General features: G+C 43.3%; 11 protein-coding genes. 6 read left to right on the forward strand and 5 right to left on the reverse strand.

Translation table 11 applies throughout. The features are described 5' to 3' along the window. Positions 1 to 43 precede the first annotated feature (43 nt). From PSU72_RS07625 to PSU72_RS07645, 5 genes are all read left to right on the forward strand, one after another. On the forward strand, positions 44 to 1,618 hold the full coding sequence (locus PSU72_RS07625) for a hypothetical protein (protein ID WP_300431731.1): 1,575 nt from the start codon (positions 44 to 46) through the stop codon (positions 1,616 to 1,618). Positions 1,619 to 1,771: 153 nt separating this feature from the next. Beyond that, positions 1,772 to 2,098 (forward strand): thioredoxin TrxA, encoded by a 327-nt coding sequence (trxA, locus tag PSU72_RS07630; RefSeq protein WP_013149111.1) that lies wholly within the window; start codon positions 1,772 to 1,774, stop codon positions 2,096 to 2,098. A gap of 137 nt (positions 2,099 to 2,235) precedes the next feature. Continuing rightward, complete coding sequence (gene rho / locus PSU72_RS07635) at positions 2,236 to 3,495, forward strand: transcription termination factor Rho (protein ID WP_013149112.1); 1,260 nt, start codon at positions 2,236 to 2,238, stop codon at positions 3,493 to 3,495. 191 nt (positions 3,496 to 3,686) lie between these two features. Next, positions 3,687 to 3,929: a type B 50S ribosomal protein L31 gene (locus PSU72_RS07640; protein WP_300431732.1), complete on the forward strand. Its 243-nt coding sequence runs from the start codon at positions 3,687 to 3,689 to the stop codon at positions 3,927 to 3,929. 187 nt (positions 3,930 to 4,116) lie between these two features. Continuing rightward, on the forward strand, positions 4,117 to 5,769 hold the full coding sequence (locus PSU72_RS07645) for a glycosyl transferase (protein WP_300431733.1): 1,653 nt from the start codon (positions 4,117 to 4,119) through the stop codon (positions 5,767 to 5,769). 40 nt (positions 5,770 to 5,809) lie between these two features. Here the strand turns inward: PSU72_RS07645 and PSU72_RS07650 are convergent, their stop codons facing one another. From PSU72_RS07650 to PSU72_RS07670, 5 genes are all read right to left on the reverse strand, one after another. Continuing rightward, positions 5,810 to 6,028, reverse strand: coding sequence for a formate dehydrogenase subunit delta (locus tag PSU72_RS07650; protein ID WP_300431735.1), 219 nt, complete (start codon positions 6,026 to 6,028; stop codon positions 5,810 to 5,812). Between the two features lie 18 nt (positions 6,029 to 6,046). Beyond that, entirely contained in the window at positions 6,047 to 6,859 is an 813-nt protein-coding gene (fdhD, locus tag PSU72_RS07655) for a formate dehydrogenase accessory sulfurtransferase FdhD (protein WP_300431764.1), read from the reverse strand. Between the two features lie 153 nt (positions 6,860 to 7,012). Beyond that, positions 7,013 to 9,919 carry a formate dehydrogenase subunit alpha gene (gene fdhF, locus PSU72_RS07660; RefSeq protein WP_300431736.1) on the reverse strand — a complete coding sequence of 969 codons (2,907 nt, stop codon included), beginning with the start codon at positions 9,917 to 9,919 and terminating at the stop codon, positions 7,013 to 7,015. Between the two features lie 62 nt (positions 9,920 to 9,981). After that, the gene (locus tag PSU72_RS07665; RefSeq protein ID WP_300431765.1) at positions 9,982 to 11,520 is read right to left on the reverse strand and encodes an NADH-quinone oxidoreductase subunit NuoF; all 1,539 of its coding nucleotides are present in this window, start codon (positions 11,518 to 11,520) and stop codon (positions 9,982 to 9,984) included. A 2-nt stretch (positions 11,521 to 11,522) separates the two neighbouring features. Beyond that, positions 11,523 to 12,002, reverse strand: coding sequence for a formate dehydrogenase subunit gamma (locus tag PSU72_RS07670; protein WP_300431737.1), 480 nt, complete (start codon positions 12,000 to 12,002; stop codon positions 11,523 to 11,525). A gap of 97 nt (positions 12,003 to 12,099) precedes the next feature. On the opposite strand from PSU72_RS07670, the gene moaA reads away from it, so the two are divergent. Further along, positions 12,100 to 13,125 (forward strand): GTP 3',8-cyclase MoaA, encoded by a 1,026-nt coding sequence (gene moaA, locus PSU72_RS07675; protein WP_300431738.1) that lies wholly within the window; start codon positions 12,100 to 12,102, stop codon positions 13,123 to 13,125.

Raw genomic sequence — 13,125 nt, forward strand, 5'->3', positions numbered from 1 at the left:
CATACAATCATAAATCTGCCCTAGGCCTATAAGAAGTAAAAAAATGGCGTTAAATCTTAATATTCCTTCACTTAAAGATAATCCAATTATCATTGCCGAGACTCGGTCACAGAAAATCAGCCAGTCGCTGTTAGATCATATTGCCAAGAATCCGCTAGACATTGCCTCGCACTTACACAGTGAATTAGAAATATTAAACCGCCAGAAAATATCTCCAACCAATAGAGTACAAGCGCTAGATGCGTATCGCCCGCTATTAATTAGCACCGTGCAAGCGCTTGCTGAAGACTATAGCAACGCGGCTTTACCATTACACGACAAAGCCAAATTGGCAGCTGCTGCAGCAGAGTCATTATGGCTAGAGCTAGGCTATGGCTACAAACTTGTGTTGGTTGATTTGCAAAATCAGCTGATTAAATTGGGCACCGACAAAAGTTCGGCAAATGCCATACAACGTGCGATGCACGCTGTAGCAGAACACGCATTGACCTACTATCAAACATACTCAACGCCGCCAGAACATATATGGAGCGACTTGCATCAACTTTATTTTTGCGCCATAAAACTTGGTGTACAAAACGTTAAAGTAGATGAAGAGAAAGCCGTAGTCGGGTCAACCGCGACAATTGCCAACACCATAGAAAACACTTACAAGCATGCATTATTGATGTCACTTGCTGACCCTCAGCATTTAACACAGAAGAACATGCGTTTAGCCGCTGAATATTTAGCATTTCATGTTGAAAACGCAAGAATATCGATTGTTGCGCCTTTAGAAATCACCACTAGCTGTTTTATTGTCAATCTATCTTCAAACAAACCACCGGTTCCATATAGCAAACAGAAAGTCGAACCCAATCCTGACAGTGACATTCTGTTACAGACCTTAGATTTAGTGATTGGTATCCACCAAGATTTAAATTCTTTGCAAAATAATCAACTGCCTAAAGATGGCGGCGTTCCTGCAAATGCAAATCGTGATGAATATATCGATTTGTTAACTTACCTCATCAAGCACTGGGGCGTGACGCAAAAACGCATTTTCAACCGCACCAAGTCAGAAGGTGAAATTGAGATTGTGACGGGTATTCCTGCCATACATTATTTCTCTAGTGCAAATGTAGAACACACCGCGCATGCTAACATTGGCAAACTCCAACATAGCGAAAATATGCCAGAACCTTCACGCTGGCATATTATTAACATTAGCGCGATTGGAATGTCGGTTAGACGCCACGCGACTGCCGAGAAAAATATACGCATTGGCGGACTATTAGGTTTTAAAACTAAAAGTGAGCAGTATTGGTCTATAGGCTTAGTGCGCTGGGCAGCCTGCGGTAGTAGAGATAGGCTAGATATAGGCGTACAGCTAATTGCGCCGCGCGCGCAAAGTGCAATCGCTCACATCGACAAAACAGGCCGTGAAGAAATGATATTATTACTGCCTGAACTCGTTGCAGTAAAGCAACTTGCGACAGTTATTGCTCGGGTTGGCACATATCAACCTGCGCGCCAATTATCGATCACGTACAATAACAGCACACATGTGATTATGCTCACTAAAATTGTGGAGCGTTCACATCATTTTGAACGCATACAATATAGTGTCATTAATTAGTAAAACTATCTTTAATAGAAGTGGTCATCACTTAACATTACAGAAATTTACTTTTAACTAGATCTTTCGCATTTTGCACTTCACTAAAACAGTTTTTTTCGTTACGATACGTAATAATTTTTTTTAAAAGCATTAACCAATTAGAGGTTTTCCATGAGCGAGCATATCACACACCTTAACGACGCAAGTTTTGAACAAGATGTACTGCAGTCACAACTTCCTGTTTTAGTAGACTACTGGGCAGAATGGTGTGGCCCTTGCAAAATGATTGCGCCAATCTTAGATGAAATTTCTAAAGAGTACGCTGGCCGTCTTAAAGTGGGCAAACTAAATATTGATGATAATCAACTAACGCCACCAAAATACGGCATTCGTGGCATTCCAACATTGATGCTATTTAAAAATGGTAATGTTGAAGCGACAAAAGTTGGCGCATTATCAAAATCTCAATTAACAGCATTCATTGACAGCAACATCTAAACCATTTAGGCTGTACATGTCATCACAAATGCTTGATTTCTAACCCCTTAAAATCAAGCATTTTTTGAAATTATCCTTTAATTTAAATCTGTAGTTCTCAATCCTGCCCCACACAATTCTTGTTTTAGTGAGCCTCCATGCACTTATCCGACCTTAAGCATTTACCCGTTACAGAGCTAGTAGAAATGGCTATCGCCGATGAAATTGATAATGCTAGTCGAATGCGCAAGCAGGATTTGATTTTCGCCATTTTGAAACATAAAGCGAAAAAGGGAGAAAGCATTTTTGGTGATGGGACGCTTGAGGTGCTACAAGATGGTTTTGGATTTTTGCGCTCGCCAGACACGTCTTATTTAGCTGGTCCAGATGATATTTACGTATCACCTTCACAAATCCGCAGATTCAATCTGCACACAGGCGATAGCATACAAGGTGAAATTCGCATCCCTAAAGATGGTGAACGTTACTTCGCACTAGTTAAAGTCGATGTAGTCAACGGTGAGGCGCCTGAAAACACTAAGCACAAAATTCTGTTTGAAAACTTAACACCGCTATTCCCAACGATTCCACTTACATTAGAGCGTGATATCAAAGGTGTAGAAAACATTACTAGCCGCGTAATTGATATGATTGCACCAATTGGTCGCGGTCAACGTGGCTTATTGGTCGCGAGCCCGAAAAGCGGTAAAACCGTGATGATGCAAAACATCGCGCATGCAATTACTGCAAATCATCCTGATGTAATTTTAATCGTGTTGTTGATTGATGAGCGTCCTGAAGAAGTGACAGAAATGACCCGCTCAGTAAGAGGCGAAGTCGTTGCGTCAACCTTTGACGAGCCAGCAACACGCCACGTACAAGTTGCTGAAATGGTGCTTGAAAAAGCTAAACGCTTGGTTGAACATAAAAAAGACGTCGTCATTCTATTAGACTCTATTACTCGTTTAGCGCGAGCTTACAATACCGTAATCCCATCTTCTGGCAAAGTATTAACTGGTGGTGTGGATGCCAATGCATTACAACGCCCAAAACGTTTCTTTGGTGCTGCGCGTAATGTCGAAGAAGGTGGTTCATTAACTATTATTGCTACAGCCCTCGTTGATACTGGCTCTCGCATGGATGATGTCATCTATGAAGAGTTCAAGGGTACGGGTAATATGGAAATTCATCTTGACCGTAAAATGGCTGAGAAACGTCAGTATCCTGCTATCAATGTTAATAAATCTGGCACGCGTCGTGAAGAGCTTCTTATCGAAAAAGATGTGCTACAGAAAATTTGGGTGCTTCGTAAACTACTCTACCCTATGGATGATCTAGAGGCGATGGAGTTCTTGTTAGACAAAATCAAAGCCACGAAAAACAATGCTGACTTTTTTGACAGCATGCGTCGCGGCTAAATAAGCTGTAGTTGTTAAGGCTATAGCTTACTAAGATTTATCAGCTTAATTAACACATAACCTTGCGCACGAACCAGAATGCAAATATAATGCGCGGTTACAGCGAAACTGTATTTTTACAGCAATTTGCACTTACTAACGAACTACTAAATAGTGCCGTATCTTTCGGCAACACATATTGAGGCTATATTATGAAAGATGGAATCCATCCAGAATACCGCGACGTTGTTTTTCAAGACATCGGTGCAGATTTTAGTTTTATCACTCGCTCTACTATCTCAGCGCGCGACACAATCAAATGGACTGATGGTAAAGAATATCCATTGGTTAAAATCGAAGTATCATCAAAATCACACCCGTTCTACACTGGTAAACAAATGATTTTAGATACTGCTGGTCGTGTTGATAAATTCCGTAAAAAATACGGTATGTAATCATACTTTGCAATCTAGATTGCAAATATCAAGGCAGCTCAGGCTGCCTTTTTTATTTTCGTAACTAAAAGACTCAACATCGATAACGCAGCTTCATTTAATTCAACAGAATTTCTTGCTGCGCGACACAATCGGTTAAAATAAACAATTAAGACTAATAAAAAAGCAAACTTAGCGACTCAATATTATGCGTTTTCAACTGGATCACGACTGGCAAGGTAATATGTCAACACCGCGGGCACGCATAGGTGACGGGGCAAAAACACAACTATTACTTTTATTATGTGCAATCTGGATTGTATTAGGCCTAATTGGTCATGCACCTTGGAAGCCGCTAGAGTCTACCAGCATCAATATTGTCAAAAATATTTTAGATGGTGGCAGCATACTTGCGCCTTTAGTTAGTGGCGAATCCTTTCCTTCGACCCCTCCTCTTTACTACCTAAGTGCAGCTGCCAGCGCAAAATTACTCTCTCCACTACTAAGCACTCATGACGGTGCCAGGCTGTTCAATACCATTTGGTTAGCCATATTATTGCTCATGGTGGGAATGACCGGTAGAGAGCTGTGGACGCGTGGTGTCGGGCGTCACGCTACATTCATTATGATAGGTACCATAGGTTTGATTATCAGCGCACACAGCTTGAGCGCTGAAATCGCAAACCTAACTTGCTTGGCGACTGGCTTTTATGCATTAGCGCTGTCTAAGCGCCGCCCTTGGCGTGCAAGCGCTCTTTTGGGAGCCGCGCTTGGCATCGGGTTTTTAAGCTTTGGTGTAATGCCAGCACTTATTTTACTAAGTACCGCACTTATACTGCCTTTAATATTCAAAATTTGGCGCACAAAAAGCTTTGCAAAGTTCTTGAGTCTAGCCATTGTGATTGCCGCCCCAATGATATTAACTTGGATTCTATTACTGCAAAATTACTACCCTGCAATGCTATTGAGCTGGTGGCAACTCAATCTTAATAATTTCAACCAATTAAACCACCTCTATTTTTTACGTATCTTAATTTGGTATGCTTGGCCTGCCCTGCCATTGGCAGTATTAGGCTTATGGCGCTATCGCCAACAGTTGCTCAGCAAACCTAAATTTCAGTTGATGATTAGCTTTTTTGTTTGCAGTTTATTTTTCTTAGGGTTAGGTGCCAGCACTAAAGACATTAATGCACTACCTTTACTTTTACCACTTGTAGCACTAGGTGCAGGCAGTGTAGAACATCTAAAACGCGGAGCGGCTGCGGCTTTGAACTGGTTTGGCGTCATGCTATTTGGGCTAATTGGTGCGCTGATTTGGTTAGGTTGGGCAGCAATGCTGACTGGCTATCCTGTCAAAATTAAAGAGCGCATGCAGTTCTTATCTGGTGCATATGCAACTCATTTTAACTGGTTATCATTTGTTATTGCCTTAGCAATTACCCTCATATGGATGTTTGTTTGCATGCGGGCTAAACAAACCAATAAGTCCACAGTGACCAATTGGGCAGTAGGAATGACTTTTGGCTGGGGCTTATTAATGACGCTTTGGTTACCACTGATAGACTCAGCTAAAAGCTATCAAACAGTGTTTTTAAGCATGAATAAAGTACTACCAAAAACATATAACTGCATCAACAGCCTAGATGTAGCTCAGGCTCAAGGCTTATTGCTTAATTACTACACCAATATTCAACTACTGCCTTTTGAAACCACGCAGCAATTAAATTGTGATTTTTATTTATTGCAAGACGTAAGAGGTGTAGGAAAAATGCAGCCTGGTCAGGAGTGGAAACAGATTTGGAACGGCAAACGCGCGGCTGACAGAAAAGAGGGCTTTAGGTTATTTCAGCGCGTAAAGTAGCATAAGAGCCTCAGCTACCTAATTCAGTAACTTAAATAGTTCAAAGCTTTAAATGTGCTTTAATCGCGTTCTGCACTTGAGCATGTATGCCAGCACCGCTTTGTTCACTCACATACTCTGCAATTTGTTTACGCATCGATAATGCCCAAAACTTATTGATATGCTCTGCAATGTCTTTTTGAGCGTGACTTTGGTTTGGATATGATTCGTAAAAATCACCGATTTGATTAGCCATTGAAATTAAGCGTTGAATATCCATTTTTACTTTTCTCTAATCTTACTCATTCATAATATTGTCAGCGTGACTGTAAATCACATAACGACCTTCTCTTGCAAATCCAACTAAGGTTAAGCCGCATTGTTCTGCTACTCGCACTGCCAAACCTGTGGGTGCTGAAACCGCGACTAACATGCCCACGCCAGCGCTTGCTGTTTTTTGTACCATTTCAAAACTTGCACGACTGGTGGTAATAATAAAACCAGTCCTATCAAGCTCTTGTTTTGCTAGTGCGCCAACCAACTTATCCAGTGCGTTATGCCTTCCTACATCCTCACGCACCAAGCTCACCGTGCCATCAGCCTGTACATAAGCACTAGCATGGGTTGCGCCCGTTTGCTGTTGTAACTTCTGCTGCGCCTGTATGGTTTTCAAGCCAGTCACTATGGCGCTTGCATTAAACCTGCGATATGTTTTTAGCAACGCTGGATAACGCATGGCTTGTGCTAAATTTTCAGCGCCACATAATCCGCAGCCAGTTTTACCTGCTAAGGTACGACGTCGCTCTTTAAGCTGCATAAACCGTTCACTAGCAATTTCACAATGCAACTCTATGCCATTACTTTGCACTTGTAATTCAATGCCATATAGCTCACCAGCACTTTGTACGATGCCTTCGCTAAGCGAAAAACCAAGTGCAAAATCTTCTAAATCTTGTGCCGTTGCCAACATCACCGCATGTGAAACACCGTTGTAAATCAGCGCCACCGGTGTTTCTTCTGCCAAACAATCTTGCGTTTTTACTATTTCACCATTTTGCCATTGTGAAACACTCAACGTGCTTAATGGCACATCTGCAACCAATTTAACCATATGTAAATCTGCCAACTACACACACCTTCATACCAACAGAAGCTGGTATCCATTGGCTTGCTTTGCACAGCTATTGGTAGCAACTGTATTCCAGCTTTCACTGGAATGACGTAGTAGCTGATGAATGACGGCTAACATTAAATAAACTTATTGCTAAAGCTCAATTTTTGCTGCTTCTAGGTCTCTATCGGCAAACGCCAACTGTGCTTCACTAAAGGTTTTGTAATGTTGCTGCCAATCAGAAAGCTGATTCACGCGTGTCACTTGTACGGCGGTGACCTTAAACTCAGGACAGTTTGTTGCCCAGTCCGAATTCTCAGTCGTAATGACGTTTGCGCCAGATTCTGGATGGTGGAACGTGGTGTAAATCACACCAGGTTGCACACGTTCAGTAATTTTTACACGCAATACAGTTTCACCTGCTCGACTAGCAATACCTACCCAATCACCTTCGTGAATGCCGCGCTCTGCTGCATCATGCGGGTGAATTTCCACAATATCTTCGCTATGCCAAGCTACGTTCTTAGTACGACGTGTTTGTGCTCCTACGTTGTATTGCGAAAGGATACGACCTGTCGTTAGAATCAGTGGGAACTTAGGCGTTACTTTTTCAGTGGTCGCCACATATTGCGTCACGAAGAATTTACCTTTACCGCGTACGAATTCATCGATATGCATGGTCGGCGTGCCTAGTGGTTGCTCGTCATTGCACGGCCACTGTATGCTGCCTAACTCGTCAAGTTTCTTGAAGCTAACGCCTTTAAATGTTGGTGTTAGGCTTGCCACTTCATCCATAATTTCAGAAGCGTGTTTATAGTCCATAGGGTAGCCAAGCGCATTCGAGAATTTAGCTGTCACTTCCCAATCTTCCATACCATTTTTTGGTGTCATCACACGGCGCACCGGTGAAATACGACGCTCAGCGTTGGTAAATGTACCGCTTTTTTCTAAGAATGATGCGCCTGGGAAGAATACATGCGCGAACATTGCAGTCTCGTTCAAGAACAAATCTTGCACGATCACACACTCCATATTCTCTAGCGCATGCGTTACATGCTGTGTGTTAGGGTCAGACTGCACAATGTCTTCACCAACACAGTAAATCGCTTTAAAACTGCCTTCTATGGCATTGTCCAGCATGTTAGGGATACGTAAACCAGGATCATTACTTAACGGACGACCCCATGCGCCTTCAAATAACTCTCGCGTAGCTTCATCTGACACATGACGATAACCTGGGTATTCATGTGGCATAGAGCCCATGTCACAAGAACCTTGCACGTTATTTTGACCGCGTAATGGGTTAACGCCCACGCCTTCACGGCCAATGTTAGCGGTTGCCATGGCTAAGTTTGCAATACCCATCACCATGGTAGAACCTTGGCTGTGCTCGGTAACGCCTAAACCATAATAAATCGCAGCATTGCCGCCAGTAGCATATAGTCTTGCTGCTGCGCGCAGCTCTTCAGCTGGCACGCCCATTGCCAAACCTAATACTTCAGGTGAGTTTTGTGGGAGCGCAACAAAATCACGCCACTCTACAAATGAATCCCACTCACAACGCTCTTTTACAAATTCCTCATTCACTAAGCCCTCAGTCACAATGACGTGTGCAATAGCGGAGATTAATGCCACGTTAGTGCCTGGTTGTAATTTAAGGTGATAATCTGCTTTAACGTGTGGAGAGTCCACCAAATCAATCGCGCGTGGATCGGCAATAATCAGTTTTGCACCTTCGCGCAAGCGACGTTTCATTTGTGAAGCAAACACTGGGTGACCATCTGTTGGGTTTGCACCAATCACAAAAATGACATCCGACTGCATCACGGAGTCAAAGGTTTGCGTACCTGCTGATTCACCTATTGTTTGTTTTAAACCATAACCTGTCGGGCTATGACAAACACGTGCGCAAGTATCCACGTTGTTTACACCAAACACTGCACGTACTAGTTTTTGCACGACATAAACTTCTTCATTGGTGCAGCGTGACGATGTAATACCGCCCACAGAAGCTTTGCCATATTTGGCTTGAATGCGGGTAATTTCACTGGCGGCATAGCTAAATGCTTCATCCCAGCTCACTTGTTGCCATTCATCATGAATGCTTTTACGTATCATAGGTGTGGTGATACGGTCTTTGTGTGTTGCGTAACCCCATGCAAAACGTCCTTTTACGCATGAATGGCCGTGGTTTGCGCCACCATTTTTATTCGGTACCATGCGAACGACTTCTTCGCCTTTCATTTCAGCGTCAAATGAACAACCAACGCCACAATAAGCACAGGTTGTTGTCACGCTGTGCTCAGGCACACCATGCTCAATCACGGTTTTCTCAATCAATGTTGCCGTTGGGCAAGCTTGCACACAAGCGCCACAAGACACACATTCTGAATTCATAAAATCGGTTACACCAGCAGCTACTTTTGATTCAAAGCCACGACCTGAGATAGTGAGTGCAAAGGTGCCTTGCGTTTCTTCACAAGCGCGCACGCAACGTGAACAGACGATACATTTACTTGGGTCAAAGGTGAAATAAGGGTTGCTTTCATCTTTTTCTGCTTTCAGGTGATTTTCACCTTCATAGCCATAACGCACTTCGCGCAAACCTACTGCGCCAGCCATGTCTTGCAGTTCACAATCACCATTGGTTGCACAGGTTAAGCAATCTAAAGGATGGTCTGAAATATACAGTTCCATCGTACCGCGACGAATATCGGCAAGCTTAGGCGTTTGCGTATGTACTTTTAAACCTTCTGCTACAGGCGTTGTACATGAAGCTGGATAGCCACGACGACCTTCAATTTCCACCACACACAAACGGCATGAACCAAAAGGCTCTAAGCTATCTGTTGCGCATAGTTTAGGCACGTTAATGCCCGCCATAATTGAGGCACGCATAATAGAGGTACCTTCTGGCACGGTAATTTCTCTATCATCAATCATCAACGTGACTTGAACGTCTGAATCACTCGCAGGCGTACCATAATCTAATTGATCATCATAATTAGTGCGGCTGTGCTCATGTTGATGATGCGTATTGCTGTATTTAATGTCGTCCATTTTAATGCTCCTACTATTTTGTAGAGCGGGTTTTAACCCGACATATCAGGCCAAAGCCTGACCTACTTAGCTATTCCGAAATCTTCAGGGAAATGATTCATCGCGCTTAACACTGGATATGGCGTCATGCCACCCAATGCGCACAGCGAACCATTCAACATAGTGTCGCTTAAATCGCGCACCAACTTAATGTTTTTCGCAGTATCTTTGCCTGCAATGATTTTATCAATTACTTCAACGCCACGGGTTGAACCTATACGACACGGCGTACATTTTCCGCATGACTCTATCGCGCAGAATTCAAATGCATAACGTGCCATTTTCGCCATATCAACCGTATCATCAAACGCGACAATACCGCCGTGGCCAACAACCGCCCAAATATTGCTAAACGCTTCATAATCTAAAGGCGTATCGAATTGGCTTTCTGGCAAGAACGCGCCTAATGGCCCGCCCACTTGCACTGCGCGAATCGGCTTGCCTGTCGCTGAACCACCACCGTAATCGTAAAGCAGCTCACGCAAGGTAACACCAAACGCAAGTTCGACTAGTCCACCATGTTTTAAATTACCTGCCAACTGAATAGGCAAAGTGCCGCGTGAGCGACCCATGCCGTAATCCGCATAATATTGTGCGCCTTTATCCAAAATAATTGGCACCGTTGCGAGTGAAATTACATTATTCACAACAGTAGGTTTGCCGAATAAGCCCTCAATCGCTGGTAGTGGTGGTTTAAATCTTACTAGACCTCGCTTACCTTCTAAGCTTTCGAGTAGTGAGGTTTCTTCACCGCATACATAAGCACCAGCTGCGCGACGAACCTCTAAATTAAAGGTATGTGTTGAGCCAAAAATTTTATCGCCCAAATAGCCTGCCGCCTCTGCTTTAGCAATAGCTTCGTTCAAAACTTTAAGCGCATGTGGGTACTCACTACGCAAGTAAATATAACCTTGTGTCGCACCTACTGCAACCCCTGCAATCGTCATGCCTTCAATCAGCACAAACGGGTCATCTTCCATAATCATGCGGTCTGAGAACGTACCAGAGTCACCTTCATCCGCATTACATACAATGTATTTTTGGTCAGCCTGACAGCCCAATACGGTATTCCATTTAATACCAGTTGGGAAAGCAGCGCCACCACGACCACGCAGACCTGAGTCTGTGACCGCTTTAACAATCTCAGCACCTGATAATGTCAGTGCTTTTTTGAGGCCTTTATAGCCATCGTGGGCAATATAATCATCTAAAGAAACTGGGTCCGTAATACCAACACGCGCAAACGTTAAGCGCTGTTGTTTTTTCAACCATTCAATTTTTTCGGTTAAACCTAAACTCAAAGGGTGATTTTTAGCATTCAGAAAATCTGCGTCAAAAAGCGAAGGGACATCTTTAGCTTTAACGGGACCATAAGCAACACGACCTTGGTCTGTTGCTACTTCAACCATTGTTTCAAGCCAGTAAAGACCACGAGAGCCATTACGGATAATTGTTATTTCTAAACCGCGTTTTTTTGCTTCCAGAGCAATCGCACTAGCTACTTTTTCAGCGCCCATTGAAAGCGCGCTAGAGTCGCGAGGAACATATACTTTAGTTGTCATCATTAAGCCCTTGCCTCTGCAATCAATGCATCCAAATCTTCAGCAGAAACACGTCCATAAACTTCTTCATCCATCATCACAGCTGGCGAAAGTGCGCAATTGCCCAAACAGTAAACGGCTTCCAGCGTAATCGCATCATCAGAAGTCGTTTGATGATAATCCACATTCAAGCACTTTTTAGCATGCGCCTCCAATGCTTCGGAGCCCATAGATTGGCATGACTCAGCCCGGCAAATCTGCATCACATGGCGACCTGGTTTGTGCGTACGGAAATGATGATAAAAAGTCACCACACCATGCACCTCAGCCACGGATAAACTCAGAGCCTTACCAATCTGAGAATAAGCAGATTCTGGCACATATCCAATGTTATCCTGAATGGCGTGCAGCAATGGCATTAGCGCACCGGGCATATGCTGATGCTCACTAATCAAAGCCCCTAATCTGACATCTAAATCTTGTTTTGTTTCTAAATCTTGCAACTTATTCTCTCCAAAACATCTAACATTATATGCATGTACGCATTAGTATAATACACTTGTTAAATCGTTACCAATTCGACAAGCAATGGCCAAAAAAGTGCTTAATTCTTCAAAAATACTTACTCAAAAACCGCAGCAAAAACTGATAGACCAATTTGGTCGTACAGTAGATTATATCCGTCTATCTATTACAGATCGCTGCGATTTTCGCTGCGTGTATTGCATGTCAGAAGACATGACATTTTTACCGCGCGATGAAGTATTAAGTCTTGAAGAATGCGCGCGGCTCGTCAAAATATTTGTCGGATTAGGCGTAAGCAAAGTGCGCATTACTGGCGGTGAGCCGCTAGTCCGCAAAAATGCATTGTGGCTTTTTGAGGAAGTCGGCAAGCTTGAAGGCCTTAATGAGTTAGTACTCACTACCAACGGAAGCCAGCTAGAGAAGCAAGCCCAAGATTTAAAAAACGCAGGGGTGAAGCGCATTAACATTAGTGTTGACAGTCTCAACGCTGAGCGATTTAAGAAAATTACGCGCACAGGTGAGTTGGATAAAGTGTTGCGCGGCATACAAGCCGCCAAACAAGCTGGCTTTGAAAATATCAAATTAAATACCGTGCTCATGCGCGGCGTGAATGATGACGAAGCTTTATCATTAGTTAAATTCGCTATCGACGAAGCGATCGATATTTCATTCATTGAAGAAATGCCTTTAGGCGAAGTAGACCACACAAGAGAATCAACATTTTGCAGCAATGAAGATACTCTTAAAATACTCCAAAGTGAGTACCCGCTCATCACCAGTACCGAAACAACTGGTGGCCCTGCTCGGTATTGGCGAGTCGCGAATACAAAAACCAAAATTGGTTTCATTTCACCGCACAGCCATAACTTTTGCGAAAGCTGCAACCGCGTACGCATCACCTGCAAAGGCGAGCTTTACTTATGCTTAGGGCAGGAAGATAAAGTCGATTTAATGCCTCTGTTGCGTGCAAATCCAAATGATGACCAAGCAGCCATTGACGCAATTTTGGCCAGCATGGCAATTAAACCTAAAGGACATGACTTTGATTTACGCCGCGCAGAACCTGCGGTGATTCGGTTTATGTCACATACAGGTGGATGA

Origin of the sequence: Methylotenera sp. (genome assembly GCF_029945535.1) — a bacterium.
Taxonomy (GTDB): domain Bacteria; phylum Pseudomonadota; class Gammaproteobacteria; order Burkholderiales; family Methylophilaceae; genus Methylotenera.

What these genes read in the sequence shown, in the direction of transcription:
- PSU72_RS07645 (WP_300431733.1), top strand. Translation starts at nt 4,117, where the DNA reads ATGCGTTTTCAACTGGATCACGACTGGCAAGGTAATATGTCAACACCG.
- PSU72_RS07665 (WP_300431765.1), bottom strand. Translation starts at nt 11,520, where the DNA reads ATGACAACTAAAGTATATGTTCCTCGCGACTCTAGCGCGCTTTCAATG.
- trxA (WP_013149111.1), top strand. Translation starts at nt 1,772, where the DNA reads ATGAGCGAGCATATCACACACCTTAACGACGCAAGTTTTGAACAAGAT.
- rho (WP_013149112.1), top strand. Translation starts at nt 2,236, where the DNA reads ATGCACTTATCCGACCTTAAGCATTTACCCGTTACAGAGCTAGTAGAA.
- PSU72_RS07625 (WP_300431731.1), top strand. Translation starts at nt 44, where the DNA reads ATGGCGTTAAATCTTAATATTCCTTCACTTAAAGATAATCCAATTATC.
- PSU72_RS07640 (WP_300431732.1), top strand. Translation starts at nt 3,687, where the DNA reads ATGAAAGATGGAATCCATCCAGAATACCGCGACGTTGTTTTTCAAGAC.
- fdhF (WP_300431736.1), bottom strand. Translation starts at nt 9,919, where the DNA reads ATGGACGACATTAAATACAGCAATACGCATCATCAACATGAGCACAGC.
- fdhD (WP_300431764.1), bottom strand. Translation starts at nt 6,859, where the DNA reads ATGGTTAAATTGGTTGCAGATGTGCCATTAAGCACGTTGAGTGTTTCA.
- PSU72_RS07650 (WP_300431735.1), bottom strand. Translation starts at nt 6,028, where the DNA reads ATGGATATTCAACGCTTAATTTCAATGGCTAATCAAATCGGTGATTTT.